10 protein-coding genes are annotated in these 15,119 nt (G+C 65.3%); 4 read left to right on the top strand and 6 right to left on the bottom strand.

Annotation, left to right across the window (positions count from 1 at the left end):
* Positions 1 to 32 precede the first annotated feature (32 nt).
* A complete protein-coding gene (locus tag NVV90_RS09230) occupies positions 33 to 1,634 on the bottom strand; it encodes an alpha-N-arabinofuranosidase (protein ID WP_258440845.1) in 1,602 nt (533 codons plus the stop codon).
* Positions 1,635 to 1,665: 31 nt separating this feature from the next.
* Positions 1,666 to 2,628 carry a LacI family DNA-binding transcriptional regulator gene (locus NVV90_RS09225; protein ID WP_258440844.1) on the bottom strand — a complete coding sequence of 321 codons (963 nt, stop codon included), beginning with the start codon at positions 2,626 to 2,628 and terminating at the stop codon, positions 1,666 to 1,668.
* A 541-nt stretch (positions 2,629 to 3,169) separates the two neighbouring features.
* Between NVV90_RS09225 and NVV90_RS09220 the strand changes: the two genes are divergently transcribed.
* Positions 3,170 to 3,409 carry a hypothetical protein gene (locus NVV90_RS09220; RefSeq protein ID WP_258440843.1) on the top strand — a complete coding sequence of 80 codons (240 nt, stop codon included), beginning with the start codon at positions 3,170 to 3,172 and terminating at the stop codon, positions 3,407 to 3,409.
* Positions 3,410 to 3,442: 33 nt separating this feature from the next.
* Here the strand turns inward: NVV90_RS09220 and NVV90_RS09215 are convergent, their stop codons facing one another.
* The 4 genes from NVV90_RS09215 to NVV90_RS09200 all read right to left on the bottom strand — a co-directional run bounded on the left by NVV90_RS09215 (position 3,443) and on the right by NVV90_RS09200 (position 8,992).
* On the bottom strand, positions 3,443 to 5,782 hold the full coding sequence (locus NVV90_RS09215) for a glycoside hydrolase family 3 N-terminal domain-containing protein (RefSeq protein ID WP_258440842.1): 2,340 nt from the start codon (positions 5,780 to 5,782) through the stop codon (positions 3,443 to 3,445).
* Positions 5,782 to 6,687: a carbohydrate ABC transporter permease gene (locus NVV90_RS09210; RefSeq protein ID WP_258440841.1), complete on the bottom strand. Its 906-nt coding sequence runs from the start codon at positions 6,685 to 6,687 to the stop codon at positions 5,782 to 5,784. The genes NVV90_RS09215 and NVV90_RS09210 overlap by 1 nt, the downstream gene beginning before the upstream one ends.
* Positions 6,687 to 7,646, bottom strand: a complete 960-nt coding sequence (locus tag NVV90_RS09205) for a carbohydrate ABC transporter permease (protein WP_258440840.1) — start codon at positions 7,644 to 7,646, stop codon at positions 6,687 to 6,689. The genes NVV90_RS09210 and NVV90_RS09205 overlap by 1 nt, the downstream gene beginning before the upstream one ends.
* A 68-nt stretch (positions 7,647 to 7,714) precedes the next feature.
* Positions 7,715 to 8,992, bottom strand: coding sequence for an ABC transporter substrate-binding protein (locus NVV90_RS09200; protein ID WP_258440839.1), 1,278 nt, complete (start codon positions 8,990 to 8,992; stop codon positions 7,715 to 7,717).
* A 300-nt stretch (positions 8,993 to 9,292) separates the two neighbouring features.
* Between NVV90_RS09200 and NVV90_RS09195 the strand changes: the two genes are divergently transcribed.
* The 3 genes from NVV90_RS09195 (at position 9,293) to NVV90_RS09185 (ending at position 15,073) form a co-directional block, all read left to right on the top strand.
* A complete protein-coding gene (locus NVV90_RS09195) occupies positions 9,293 to 10,294 on the top strand; it encodes a LacI family DNA-binding transcriptional regulator (protein ID WP_258440838.1) in 1,002 nt (333 codons plus the stop codon).
* Positions 10,295 to 10,384: 90 nt separating this feature from the next.
* Positions 10,385 to 12,790 carry a glycosyl hydrolase family 95 catalytic domain-containing protein gene (locus NVV90_RS09190; RefSeq protein ID WP_258440837.1) on the top strand — a complete coding sequence of 802 codons (2,406 nt, stop codon included), beginning with the start codon at positions 10,385 to 10,387 and terminating at the stop codon, positions 12,788 to 12,790.
* Between the two features lie 105 nt (positions 12,791 to 12,895).
* Positions 12,896 to 15,073 (top strand): alpha-galactosidase, encoded by a 2,178-nt coding sequence (locus NVV90_RS09185; RefSeq protein ID WP_258440836.1) that lies wholly within the window; start codon positions 12,896 to 12,898, stop codon positions 15,071 to 15,073.
* The last annotated feature ends 46 nt before the right edge of the window (positions 15,074 to 15,119 follow it).

The raw sequence follows: 15,119 nt of genomic DNA, 5'->3' as shown, positions 1-15,119 counted from the left end.
GACGATGGGGTACCTGTGGTCGTTTTCAGTGCTCAGCAGTTGAGGCAGGGCTTGCTGCCGGTGGCCGAAGGGGTGGCCACCGCGGCGGTAGCGGCTGCGGCCTCAGGCGCTTGGCCGGCCAGTGTGCCGCGAACGGTCGCGAACGAGTGGGCCGGCAAGCGGAGTACCAACTGGCCGTCGCGTTCCTTCACGGCCAGCGGACGAGGTGCGACGGCGTTGGGATGCGCCGGCGCGTTGAACGCTGCGACGCTGTCTCCGCCGAGCACCAGGGCCTCCACATGCTCCAACTCGCCGCCGCGCAGATCCAGGACCACCTCGCGCTCGTCCTCCAGTCCAAGATTGGCCACGGAGATGAGCACCTGGCCATCCTTGGTGCTGGCAGACGCAGTAAATGTCGGGAGCTGGGCACCATCCAGCTCATGGGCGGCACCGGAGTCCACGTGCGTGTGCAGCACCGCGGCGTCCTGGTGGCCGGCGTTCATGGCGAAGACATGGAAGGTGGGGGTCTTGACCAGGGCGCCGCTCTCCGGATCAGTGAGCAGCATGGCCTGCAGGACGTTGACCGTTTGGGCGATGTTGGCCATGACCAGGCGGTCCGCGTGGCGGTGGAAGGAGTCGAAGTGGATGGCCGCCACCAGGGCGTCACGGACGGTGTTCTGCTGGTACAGGAAGCCGGGGTTGGTGCCGGGCTCCACATCCCACCAAGTGCCCCACTCATCCAGGACCAGGCCCACCGCCTTGTGCGGGTCATAGACGTCCATCATGGTGGAGTGGGCACTCAGCAGGGTCTCGATGTGCTGGGCTGCCTTGACGGTCTTCCAGTACTCCTCTTCGCTGAATTCAGTGGCAGAGCCCTTCGCATCCCAGTGGCCGGACATGGTGTAGTAGTGCAGGGAGATGCCCTGGTACGGGAACGGCTTGCGATCCACTCCGCCCTTGTCAGGCAGCGCCTCCATCAGGGCCTTGGTCCAGGCCACGTCATCCGCGTTGGCACCGGCTGCGATCCGGTACACCTCGTTGCCATTGTGGGAACGGACGAAGGTGCTGTACTGCCGGGCAACATCGGCGTAGGCCTCCGCGCGGAAGTGGCCACCGCACCCCCAGGGCTCGTTGCCGATGCCGAAGAAGGGAACCTTCCAGGGCTCGTCGTGGCCGTTTTGCCGGCGGAGTGCAGCCATGGGTGAATCATCGGCACGGGTGAGGTATTCGATCCACTCGCTCATCTCCTGGACGGTGCCGGAACCCACATTGCCGTTGACATAGGCGTCCGCGCCGAGCATCTCGCAGAGGTCCATGAACTCATGAGTACCGAAGGAGTTGTCCTCCACGACGTCGCCCCAGTGGGAGTTGACCATGCGCGGGCGCTGTTCCCGCGGGCCGACGCCGTCACGCCAGTGGTATTCGTCGGCGAAGCAGCCGCCCGGCCAGCGCAGATTGGGGATGCGCAGCTCACGCAGGGCTTCCACGACGTCGTTGCGGATCCCCCGGGTGTTGGGGATCTCGCTGTCCTCCCCCACCCAGAAACCGCCGTAGATGCAACGGCCCAGGTGTTCAGCGAAGTGGCCGTAGACGTGGCGGCTGATGGTGGGGCCCGCGATGTCCAGATTGACGACGAGCCGGGGCGAAGATGCCATGTTCAAGATTCTCCAAAGTCTTTGAGTAGATTCAGTTAGTTGATTCCCGGACGATGAGCCGGAAGGGGGCCACGAGCTCGCGCCCGGGGCGGGGAGAACGGTCTTTGATCCGTTCGGTGAGAAGAGCGAGCGCCGTGCCGACCATCCAGTCATGGTCCGGGGCGATGGTCGAAAGGGAGGGAACGGAGAATTCCGCCTGCTGGATGTCGTCGAAGCCGACGACCTTCACGTCCTCGGGGACACGGAGCCCTGCGTCCCTGAGGCCGCGGATAACGCCGAAGGCCACTGCATCGGTCACAGCGACCACGCCGTCGAATTCGACGCCGTTGCGGACCATCTCCTTGATCCCCTCAGCAGCATGCCGCATGCTTGGCAGTTCCATGGGCACGTGCAAAGCAGGGTCCTCGATGAGTCCTGCTTCCTCCAGCCCCTGGCGGTAACCCCTGAGACGGTCCAGCACCACGTTGTGGAGCTCGGTTTCCAGCGAGGGATTGCTCGCCCAGGCCACGCGTCGACAGCCCTGCTCCACCAGATGTGCGGTTGCGGCACGGGTTCCTTCTGCATTTGGCATGACCACGTGATCCACGGCCTCCCCGTAGCGCTTTTCGCCGAGGAGGACCAGGGGAATGGACTGATTGAGAAGAGTTGCTTCTTCCGGTCCGAGCATCAGGGCCGACAGGATCAGCCCGTCGTATTCCAGATTGTGGGACATGGCGATGGCGTCGAGTTCGTCCTCGACGTGCTGGCCAGTCTGCTCCACGGCCACGCGGTACCCGAGATCCGCTGCCTGGGCGATCACCCTGCTGCTGAGCTCACCGAAATAGGCGTGGCTAAGGGTAGGAACCGCAAGCCCGATCACACCCGTCGTTCCGGTGCGCAAGGTCCTGGCCGAACGGTTCATGGTGTATCCGCTCTGCTCCACTGCCTGAAGCACCCTTTTGCGGATCTCCGTATTGACGGAGCGGCGGCCGTTGATGACGTTGGATACCGTCATCGTCGACACACCAGCCAGACGCGCCACATCAGACATTGTGACCATTGCAGACCTCGTTTCCAGGGACCTATTTGATGCCGGCAGAGCCGAAACTTTCCGGGCAGCGCTGCTGGACGAAGAAGAACACCCGTGCAGCCGCCGAAAGCTGCGACGGCCGCCACGGCCGGGGTGAGACCGGGGAAACCGCTGCGGTTCATGGTGTGGTTTTCATACTGCGCACCTTTCTTCCTACACGCCAGGAGTCTGCCAATGGCCAAGGATGTATCGATAAACGCCCATTCCGGATCATTGTCAGGACGGCTGCTCGGGGAGGTGTTTATCGTTACACCGAGGCGGGCGGCCGTCAAGACTTACCTCCAACTTTTCTCAGGTCCGGCGGCCCTCGACAAATGGAAGAGTCAACAGCCTTGCCTTTTTTGTGTTAGCGCTAACATACTCTATATCAGAGTCAGACGGGCCGCGGAACCCGTGGCCCGCCCGACGACTCTAACTCCGGCACGGACTTCGTCCGCATTAAACCCTGCTTCGCCAAGGACACATCATGACTATCACCCTGGACCCCACCCCAAGCCTGCACCTCGTAGCCGGCAGCGCCGCCGAACTAAGCATCCAGCTGGCAGAGGCCTTCGAAGCCCTCCTCCCCACAGCCATGGCCCTGGGAGACCATGGCATCCTGGTCACACGCCTGAACGACCGCGAATACCTCGTGGCGCTGGATCCCTCAGTCCCCTTCGGCACCACCATCGAGCGTTGCGCCTGGGATCGCCTCGGGTCACAATGAGCCCGTCGAAACCGCCTTGGCGATACGAGACGACTAGCTGATCGGGACGGCGATGGACCATGGTGTGCGCAGCGCGCGCTCTGCAAGCAATCGCCGCTCGCCGATGATTGTCACCTCAGCCGTCACCGGGGCCTCGGCAGCCGACGGGCCGGCGATGAGCCGCAGCGGGCCGGGGTCCACTCCGAGCGTCCCGTCTTCGCCGGTGATCGCGAGCCGGGCGGCATCTACGTGGAAGGAGACGGTCCGCGTTTCACCGGACCGGATAGGGATCCGCGCGTACCCGATAAGCTGTGCGGCCGGGCGAACAACCGGCGCCGACGGGAAGGCCGCGTAGAGCTGGACGACCTCTACGGTGTCATCGCCGCCGTTGCGTATCGTCACGGCCGCGTCGAGCGAGCCATCAGTGCTGAGGTTCGCGGCCGCGGTGATTGTTTCGTAGACGATCGCGCCCCGGGTGAGCCCGAACCCGAACGGGTACAGCGGCGCGTTGTCCAGAGCGGTGATCCCGGGGTTCGAGAGCCCGAGCGCCGGCTGCAGGTACGTCGTCGAGGCGTAGGGATAGCGCGGGATCTGCACGGGCAGGCGTCCTGTTGCCGGGACGCGACCGGAGAGTACTCCGGCAACCGCGGCGGCGCCGTCGGCTCCGGGGAAGAAAGCCTGGACGATGGCGCGCGCTTTCCCGTAGTTGCCAAGGGCATACGGGCGACCGGACAACACGACCAGGACAGTCGGCACCCCCGTGTCGAGGACGGCGGTGGCGAGCGCGTCCTGCCCGCCGGGCAACCGAAGGTCCGCGGCGTCGCAGCCTTCGCCTGAGGTACCGTCGCCGAACAGCCCGGCAATGTCTCCGACTACCACCACCGCCACGTCACTGTCGCGAGCGAGCGCAACAGCGGCGGAGACGGCGTCGGAGTCATCGGAAGTGATTTCACCACCGGTCTCGAATCGCACCCGGTCCGCTCCGAACTCTTCGCGGATAGCGGCCAGCACCGTCTGAATCTTGATGCCGAGGTCGTGCCCAGGGTGTTTCGAAAGCACATGGTTGGGGAACGCGTAGCATCCGACGAGGCTGCGGAATTGGTCAGCCGCCGGGCCGAGGACCGCGATGTTCCCGGTACTGAGAAGCGCCAGCGCATCCTCGTCGCGCAACAGCACTACCGACTCCTCGGCGATGCGCGAGGAGATCTCCCGATTGCGACTGCTGTCGAGGTCGACGCTTTCGGCATCGACCGGGACAAGCGGCGCGTCATCGAACAGTCCCGCCTCGAACTTGTGCCGGAGGTGGCGCTGCACCGAGCGGTCGAGGTCGCGCTCGTCGACTATGCCCTCTCGGATCATGCGCGGCAACTCGCCATACGAAGCTGTCTGCGGCAGTTCGACGTCGACTCCTGCGCCTAGAGCAAGCCGGCCCGCGTCGGCCGCGTCGACCGCGACGTGATGCATCGCAGAGAGGAACGGCACGGCCCAGTAGTCGGCCACCACGGTGCCCTCGAAGCCCCAACGATCGCGCAGCAACGTTGTCAGCAGGTGCCGGTTTGAGCTGCTCGGCACCCCGTCGATATCTGTATAGGACGTCATGACACTGCGGGCGCCTCCGTGCCGCAGTGCGGCCTCAAATGGCGGCAGCACGGTGTCGGCGAACTCGCGCGCACCCATGCTGACGGGGCCGTGGTTGCGGGCACCGCGGGACGCCGCGTACCCGGCAAAGTGCTTCAGCGTCGAAATGATCCCCGTGCTCTCCAGTCCCGCGACATAGGCGGCACCGAGCTGCGAAACGACGTAGGGGTCTTCGCCGAGGGTCTCTTCAACGCGGCCCCAGCGGTAGTCCTTCACCACATCGACCACGGGGGCAAGTCCCTGGTGAATGCCGAGCGCGCGCATGTCGGAGCCGATCGCTTCCGCCATCTGGCGCACCAGATCCTCGTCGAACGTCGCCGCCCAGGCGAGTGGCGTCGGGAAGGCGGTCGCGCCATAGGCCGCAAGCCCGGTGAGGCACTCTTCGTGTGCGATGGCTGGAATGCCGAGGCGGTTGCCGGCAACGACCCGCTCCTGCAGCTCGCGCAGGCGGCGCACTCCCTCCGCGACGGTGACCGGTTCCGTGCCGAAGACGCGGGTAAGCTGGCCGAGCCCGTCTTTGAAGGGATCGGCTGAGGTCTCGGGACCGCCCTCCAGTTTTGGCGCGAAATCGTCTGCTGAATCGGTAAGCCAGACGGATCCGAGTTGGGCCGCCTTCTCTTCCAGGGTCAGTTCGGCGGTGAGAAGGCGGGCGCGTTCCCCGGGAGGGAGCGACCGGTCCCGCCAGCCTTGTTGGCTGGGCATATCCGTTAGTGCGGTCTCGGGCAATGCGGTTGTGCTTGAGATGTTGTGCGGCATCAGCCCTTGAACGCCCCATCCATGATCCCCGACACCATGCGCCGGCCGACGAAGAAGAACACGATCAGCAGCGGCAGGGTAGCCAGGAAGGAACCACCCATGGCGAGAGCCACATCGATCGTACGGTTGGCCTGGAGTTGCTTGAGTGCGATCTGCACGGTGAACAACTCCGGCGATTTCAGGACAATGAACGGCCACATGAAGTCGTTCCACACCCCGGTGAACGTAATCAGGCCGAGCACGAACGCCGCCGGACGCACCACCGGGAATGCGATCCCCCAGAACATCTGCCACGAATTGGCACCGTCAATGCGGGCGGACTGGATGAGCTCGTCACTGACGGTGGTCGCCATGTGTTGGCGCATCCAGAAGATACCGAACGCGCTGGCCAGCCCAGGCACGATGATTGCTTGCAGAGTGTCGACCCAGTCAAGCCCGGACACGATCAAATACTGCGGGATCACACTGAGCTGCGCAGGGACGGTCATTGTCAGCAGGACGATGAGGAACAACAGATTCCGGCCGGGGAACTGAAGCTTGGCGAACGCGAAGCCCGCCATCGCGCACATGATGGCGGATACGACGGCGATCGTGAGCGAGACGAACACGCTGTTGACCAGCGAGGCGAAGAAGGGGACGGTGTCGAACACCTTCGCGGCGACCTCGAAGAATTGCGTGCCCGGGTACATACGCGGCGGGATCGAAGTCACGGCGGTGGCTCCCGCGGACGCGATGACAAACATGTAGTACAGCGGGAACACAGAGACGACGACGGCGAGGGCCAGGAACACGTACACGCGCCGACTGACTCCGCCGCCTTTGCCGCGACGCTTGGGGAGGCGGGCCGGCTTCACTTCGCGTGCGGCCACCCGCTGCGGGACAACCTCATCGATCACATCGGACATCAGCTGGCCTTTCTCGTACGGGTGGACAGGAAGAAGTTGAGGAGCGATACGAGGACGACGATCACGAACAAGACGACGCCGATCGCGGAACCGTAACCGAACTTGAAGAGGCCGAAGCCCTGCTCGTAAAGAAAGAGAGCGAGAGTCTGGCACTGCCGGCCCGCACCGCAAGTGAGGCCCGATTCGGGCGCTACGAGGAGCGGCTCCGTGAAGATTTGCAGCCCGCCGATGGTCGACATGATGACACTGAAGACGATGATGGGGCGCAGCGACGGGATCGTCAGGTGCCGGAACTGCTGCCAGCTCGAGGCGCCGTCCACGGAGGCCGCCTCGAACATCTCACGCGGCATCGACTGCAAACCAGCCAGGTAAAGCAGCGTGTTGTACCCGAACCAGCGCCACATGACCATCGCCGAGATAAGGATCCAGGAGCCGTAGTTGGTCGCAAGGAAGTTCACCGACGGGAGCCCGAACAGCCCCAGGACCCAGTTGATGAAGCCGAAGTTCTTGTCGAAGATCTGAGCGAAGACGATCGCGGTCGCCGCGACGGAAGTGATGTACGGAACCAGCAGCGCCATGCGAAAGAAGTTCGCCCAGCGCAGACGCGCATGGTTGAGCAAGTGCGCGAGGAAGAGCGCGAGAAGCAGCTGCGGGATCGTCGAGATCAGGAAGATCCCGAACGTGTTCAGGAGCGCATTCCAGAACCGTCCGTCGGCGAAGAGCTGCTCAAAGTTCCTGAGCCCGACGAAAGTCTGCTTTCCTATGGGGTTCCAGTCGAACAGCGAGACGTAGAAGGTAAAGAGGAGGGGGAAAAGTCCGAAGACGATGAAGATGATGAAGAAGGGCGCAACGTACGCGTAGGGAGCGATGCGCTCGGAGAGCGAGTTGCGGATCCGCGTGGCTTTCTGAATCGGGCCTTTACGCTGCTTGCGGGAGAGAGTGGCTGTCGCCGTTGACACAGGGGTACCTCCGTCGAAGGGGGCGGCCCGGCGCTGTCCACGCCGGGCCACTCGGGTGGGTGGGACGGTCAGCCGCCGATGGCCTGCTTAGCCGTGTCAAGGGCGGTCGTCCAGGCTTTGTCGGAGGTGACGCCGCCGGATTCCAGCTGGACGAGCGTGTTGAGGAGCCCACCGTTGATCGGAGTCGTGTCGGGGCCGTTGTAAAACGACGGGAACTTCTGGACGGAAGTGGCCATGACCTTGCCGATCTTCGAATCTCCGAAGAACGGGTCCGTGTAGTCGAGGACTGACTGGCTTGCGACGGCGGAGGTTGCCGCCGGGAAGGTGCCCGACTGCGTGAAGTGGTCCGTTTGACCTTCGGCCGACATCATCGTCTTGATGTACTGCCAGGCGGCCTCGGGGTGCTCGGCGCGGGCCGGGATGGCAATAACGCTGCCACCCCAGTTGCCGCCGACGCCGGGCACGCTGGCGATGCGCCACGTGCCCGCGGTGTTGGGGGCGTCGGTCTTGATGCCCTTGAGTATCCATGAGGGAGCGATGGTGACGGCGAAGGCACCGTTCGCACGGCCTGGAGCCCAGCCTGAGGACCAGGCCGCTATACCCGCACTGATGCCGGCGTCATGGGTTTGGACGGCGACGTCGAATGCGTCTTTCACCTGGGGGTTCGTGTCGTAGACGAGCTTGCCGTCGGGCGAATAGTACTTCTCGCTGACCTGGTTGACGGTCGAGAAGAAGACGCTGGTCTCGATATTGTCGACGAACGGCTTACCAGTGGCGGCCGTGTACTTCCGGCCCATTGCGATGAACGAGGGCCAGTCCTTCCACATGGCAGCGACCTCGTCAGGCTTTGTCGGCAGACCGGCCTTCTCGAAGAGATCGGCACGGTACGCGAAGCCCAGTCCTCCGACGTCCGTCGGGATGCCGATGACGGAGCCGTCCGTCGCGGTCGCAGCGCCGGCTGCCCAGCCGAGGTAGTCGTCGGCAATTTTGTCGCCGCCGAGGGTGCGCAGGTCAAGGAAGTTGGAGCTGTTCTCGACGAACTTGGGCAAGTCGTCATTCTGGATCATGACGAGGTCGGGGACCTTGCCCCCGGCCAGCGCGGCGGTGAGGGCCGTGGCAGTCTCGGTGGTGCTGCCCACCTCGGTCAGTTTGACCTTGGCGTCGGGCGCCTTCTTGGCGTACTCGTTGACGCTGTCTTTTGCGTTGATCCCGGTGAAGGACCAGAAGGAGACCTCGGCATTCGGGTCGCCCGATTTGGCACCGCCTCCGCCAGATGACGAGCATCCGGTCAGTGCGACGGCAAGTGCTGCTGCTGTGGCGACTATCGCCGTCAAGCTTCTTTTCACGACAATTCCTCTTCGTTGGGGACTTGCAAGGGATGTCAGAGCCTTCAGACTCCGAGTGAGAGAACGATCTCTGGCCACAACGGTAGCCTGCTGTTCAGCATCAGGCAATAGCAATCCGTGCAAAAGAATTACTCACCGGAGCATCGATCTCTATACTGTTAGACAACAAAGTTTTGCCAAGGGGACGGATTTCGCTGACGGGTTCTCGTTCTCGTGGGAGCCTAGAGATCGAAGTCTGGTGCCCTGGCCTCCCGCCAAGGACCGAGGCCAATAGTCGACGACCCTTCAGAAGGATGCACAATGCCAAGACCCACCCTGGTGGACGTTGCCAAAATAGCGGGCGTGTCCCGCGCCACGGCTGCGCGGGTACTTGCGGGCGAGACGAAAGTCGACGTCAGGATGGCAGCGGCTGTCGAGCGCGCCGCCAAGGAGCTGGGCTATGAGGCCAACAGCGCCGCCCGTGTGCTGCGAGGCGGACGCGCGGGGGCAATTGCGCTCATTGTCGCCTTCAACGAGTTGGACAGCCTGACAGGCACGTTCTTCACGTCGGTGCTCAAGGGCGCCGCGAAGGGCCTTTACGCCGGCGAGGTCCAACCCGTCCTGTTGCCGGCCGACCACGAAGAAGGCGACCGCATCCCACGGTTTCTGCGCTCGGGGGCGATAGACGGTGCGATCGTCATCCTTCAGCACGAGATCACCCATCTCGCGCGGGCGCTCGTCGACTCCCCCGTGCCGATCGCGTGGGTTGGGCGCCCCCGCGTCGCTCTTGCTCCCGACGCGATAGTCATCGACTCGGACAACTATGGCGGCGGCAGGCTCGCCGCGAGGGCGCTGGTCGACGCCGGACGGCGACGGCTGGGCATCATCGCCGGCCCAAACGATATGGAGCCAGCCCGCGAGCGCATCAGGGGCTGGCGCGACGAGCTCGCGGAGCACGGCATCGACGACAGCCCGATCGTGCATGGCGAGTTCACCCTTGTGAGCGGTTCGGCCGCGATGGCGCGCCTCCTCAAGCGACACCCAGACCTCGACGGCGTCTTCGCTTCCTCCGACCTGATGGCGAGCGGAGCGATTCGGGTCCTCCAGGCCGCTGGTCGGGATGTCCCGTCCGACGTCGCCGTGATCGGCTTCGACGACGTCTCCATAGCGACCACCATGGATCCAACACTCACCACGGTTCGTCAGCCGCTGGAGGATATGGGGCGCGTCGCAGCAGAGACGATCCTCGCGGTCCTGCAAGGGCGCGACGTCGACCGGCGGCCCATTCTTAGCACCACGCTCGTCCAGCGAGAGTCGGCATAACGAGGGCACGCCCTGCGAAAGCGGAGCTTGCACAAGTTTCGATTTTCCGAGACAACTGCGTAGCGATCCCCCAGCACACCAAGGATGACGATGACTGACCTTTCCCCCGCTGCCCCTGCGTCCTCCGCGTCCCCCGCGAAAGAGGGGCCCGTCTTTGTGACGGCCACCGAAGCCCCCTCCTGGGAAGAGGGACTCATCGTTGGCAGCGGCCGGGTCGGCGCCGTGGCATACGGTCCGGCCGACGCGATCACCATTTCCCTCGCGCACGAGCGCTACTTCCTCCCCGTGAATCCGCGGCCTGACGCACCCGACCTTGCTCCCGTGAGGGAGCGGCTGCGGGACGCGCTCCTCTCTGGCGATGCCGACGTCGCAGGCGCCGCGCTCAGCGAGGGAGCCCGCGCAAGCGGGTACGGCGACGGCCTGATCTGGACCGACCCGCTCGGTCTCTGCGCGACGCTCACCATCCGCACCCCCGGCGGCGTCGCCGAATTGCGGCGGACCATCGATCCGCTTCTTGGCGAGGTCGCCGTTGAGTGGACCGACCTTGAACTCGGGCGGCACGCACTCCGGCTCATCGCCCCGCACGGTGGCGAGTCTGTCGTGCTTGCGCTCGAATCGGAATCCGAGAGCACAAGCATCGTCGAGCTAGGTCTGGGTGCCGGCGCGCCAACGTCCTTTGACACCGGGGTTCCCGACGCCTCCGCCGCGGTCAGCTCAAGTGTCGAGGGTGGGGCCCGCGGCTCACTCGTGGCCGACGCGGGCCATGGATCGACTGCCATCCGCGCTGCCGTCACGGCAGTAACGGGGACACCGTGGCAGGTCGATGGAGACGTCACACGCTCCAGCGTCCAGACCGGGCCCGGGGCGTCGCGGCTGATCCGGCTGGACCTCGCGCTGCCGACCACCCCGCACAGGGCTGAAGCGGCCAGCGGCGTGCCCTCGTCGTGGGACACAGTCCGCAACGAGCAGCGGGAAGCGCGTTGCCCCCTGATCGGCGCGTCGATGCTCAATCTGCAGGGCGCCTCGTCCAAGACACGAACCGAGGATCTTTGGGCGAAGGCCCGCACGGGCGACGAGGGCGCGCGCCGCCGCGTGGTCGAGGCAGCGTACTTGAGCGGCCGGGCGAACATCATCGCCTCCACGGGCGAGCTTCCACCGACCCTGCAGGGTGTCTGGCAGGGCACCTGGCGGCCCGCCTGGTCGGCCGACTACACCCTGAACGGTAACGTGCAGAACGGCGCGATGGCCGGCATGACTCCGACGGGCACCCCTGAGCTTGCCCTGTCGCTCCTTAACCTCGTACTTCCGCACCTCGACGACTACCGCGATAACGCACGCCTCGTCTTCGGTGCCGAGGGAATGTTGTTACCGTCGCGGATGTCGACGCACGGCCGCGCCGACCATTTCGCCGAGCAATACCCCCACCTGTTCTGGACAGGTTGCGGTGGCTGGGTTCTGCGGATCGTAGCCGACGCGGTCGCCACTACCGGCGACCGATCGATCGTCGATGACAGGGTGTGGGAACTGGCCGAAGGAGTCCTCCGTTTTGCCGAGACTGCACTGCTTAATGTCGACGGCGTCCGCAGAATTGTTCCTTCCTATTCGCCCGAGAACACACCGGGAGGCGCCCGGGTCCCCCTCGCGACGGACGCGACGATCGACGTCGCCATTCTCCGCGATGCCGCCCGGGCGACTGCGCTGCTCGGCCGAGCCCGCGGCGACGGCTCCCTGGATGCACGATGGTCACGTGCCCTGCGCGGGCTGCCGCCCTATCGCGTCGCAGCCGACGGCGCTCTCGCCGAGTGGCTCGACCCGCAGTGGAACGAGAACATCGCGCACCGCCACGCCTCCCAGCTTTACCCGCTGTGGTACGAGATCGATCCGGCCTTTGACGGCGACGGCGAGGAGGCGACGCGATTGCGTGCAGCCGCCTCTGCGACCGTGAGGAACAAGATCGCGTGGCGTGCTGAGGCGCCCACCGCGCCGCCTGGACGGATGGAGATGGCATTCGGCCTCGTCCAAGTCGGGATGGCCGCTGCGGCGCTCGGGGATGCAGCAGCGGCCGAAACCTGCGTCAACTGGCTCGCGATTGAGCACTGGAGCCCGACCCTGACAACAACGCACGATGCGGGCAGGATTTTCAACCTGGACGCCAGCGGAGGTCTTCCAGGCCTCGTTGCCTCGATGCTGCTCGGGTCCAGTACCGACTCGCTGTCGGTGCTGCCGGCGGTACCCACCGCATGGCCGCTCGGCAGCGTGACGGGACTGCGCGCACGCGGGGGCCTCGCCGTCGATCGTCTTGACTGGGAGCCGGAAGGTGCCTCCTTCACGGTGCGTCGACTTCCTGGAGCCGGATGGCTGGCACCGTCGGAAGGGACGCGGATGCGGCTCCCCCGCGCCGCGGCAATCCGCGTTGACGGTGAGCCGATGAAGGGCGTCCGGCTCAACATCGGCGAGCGCCCGGTTCGCGTCGAGCTGGAATGGCTGGACCACTAGGAACTGGATCACCGTCATAGGGGCTCCGCTTCGCGTCAGATATCGATCTCTGACTTTACTAGCACCGCGATTGACGGTATGAATGTCTCTATGCCATTCCCCCGGGTGATCCACCTCACCACTGATAACGTGTCCGTTCTCCTCACTCAAACGGCAGGTGCGCTGCCCGTGATTGCGCACTGGGGTCCTCGGATCAACGCGAGTGACCGCGACCTCATCGAATACGCCGGAACCAGCGTCCGCACAGGCATGGACGGGCTATCTGACGTCCCATACGAGCCCGGCATCCTGCCCGAGCACTCCCACGGGTGGGGCGGCCTTCCCGGCATCAGGGCCCACCGCGCAGGCGCCGCGTGGTCACCCCGGCTGGACGTGGTCTCGGTCGCCGTGGACGGCGAGACGCTCGCCGAAGGCGCCGTGGTGCAGCGGGAGAGCGGCTTTGTAAGCATCCATGCGAACGACGAGTGGGCCGGAATCGGAATCGATCTGGAGATCGATCTCTCCTCTTCTGGCCTGCTTCGGACACGGGTGAGCGTGCGCAATGACAGCGATGCACACGAACACCTCGAAATAGTCGGCGTGAACCCAGCCCTGCGCGTGCCGACCGATGCGCGCGAAATACTGGATTTCTCAGGCCGCTGGGCCACCGAGAAGATCCCGCAGCGTCACCCCGTCGTCTTCGGGACCCATACCCGCGAGTCCCGCCGCGGCCGCACCGGCCTGGACGCAACGACGGTCGTCGCCATCGGGACGCCAGGCTTCGACGCAAGCGCCGGCTGTGTGTGGCTCTGCCATGTCGGCATCGGCGGTAACCACGAGCACGCCGTCGAGCGGAGCGACGGGCATTTGGCCTTCCGCGGCGGCGAACTCCTCCTGCCCGGTGAAGTGCGCCTTGCAAGGGGTGAGCGCTACGCGTCCCCTTGGGTTTACGGCAGCTTCGGGGTGGGCCTGGATGCGGCCGCCGCCCGGTACCACGGCTTCTTGCGGGAGCGCTCACGTTCTTCGCGTCGTCCACGCCCCGTCACGCTCAACGTGTGGGAGGCTGTGTACTTCGACCAGGACTTCGACACTCTGGCAGAGCTCGCGACGCGCGCCGCCAGCCTCGGAGTGGAGCGCTTCGTGCTCGACGACGGCTGGTTCCTGGGCCGAAGGGACGACACCGCCGGTTTGGGCGATTGGATCCCGGACCCGGCGTCGTGGCCGGACGGTCTCGCCCCGCTCGCGGAGCACGTCCGAGGCCTCGGGATGGAGTTCGGCCTGTGGGTGGAGCCCGAGATGATCAATGAGGACTCCGACCTCGCCCGCGCGCACCCCGACTGGATCCTCAAGGCGGGCGCCGAACTGCCGCCACGTTTCCGCTACCAGCAGGTCCTCGATCTGAGCAATCCGGACGCCTTCAAGCACATTCTCGGGGTTCTCGACGGCCTGGTCACGGACCACGGCGTGACCTACCTCAAGTGGGACCATAACCGCGACCTGATCGACGCGGGCCACCCGGTGACGGGAGCGCCGGCCGTGCACGATCAAACCCTCGCTGTGTACGAGCTGATCGATGAGCTGCGCCAGCGACACCCGGAGCTCGAGATCGAGAGTTGCGCGTCGGGAGGCGGCCGCGTCGACCTCGGAATCCTGGAGCGCACCGACCGCGTGCACACCTCCGACAATCATGACCCCCTCGACCGATCCCGAATGCTCCGCTGGACCGGGCTCCTCGTCCCGCCCGAGATGCTCGGCTCTCACGTTGCCTCAGCCGTCTCCTCGGTCACCGGGCGCACCAGTGATTTGCACACCCGCTGCGCGATCGCGTTCCTCGGTCATTTCGGCATTGAATGGGACATCCGAGAGCTGGAAGACGCGGAGGCGGTCATCCTTTCCCGGTGGATCTCGGCATATCAGGAGCATCGGGAACTCATCAGCACCGGCCGCGTCGTCGCCGACGGCGACTTCGACCCTGACGCACCGGCCCTGCGCGGTGTCGTGGCCGCCGACGGCTCGGAGGCCATCTACACAATCGTCACGCCGGCGCTGTCCGCGGATTCGCGACGTCGAGTCCGCCTGCCAGGGCTTTTGGCGGAGGCGCGGTACCGCGTCGAGTCCGCTCGCCCCGACTCGCTCGGCCCCTGGTGGCTGAGCCCATACTGGCTGGACCAGACCGCCGGTCTCGACTCCGACGCCGAGGCGCCATCCTACTCGGGGAGCCTTCTCCGGGAGGCGGGTCTCGACCTGCTGACCTTCCAGCCGGACCGGGCGCTCGTGTTGCGACTGGTCCGCGTCGACGGCTGACCGTCCGCCGTGCGCGCACGCTTTCGGTACTCATGAGTTCATGTCC

This window comes from Arthrobacter sp. CJ23 (assembly GCF_024741795.1).
In the GTDB taxonomy this organism is placed as follows: domain Bacteria; phylum Actinomycetota; class Actinomycetes; order Actinomycetales; family Micrococcaceae; genus Arthrobacter.
Note: the sequence above shows the minus strand (reverse complement) of the source record. Positions and strands in the feature narration are given on the sequence as shown.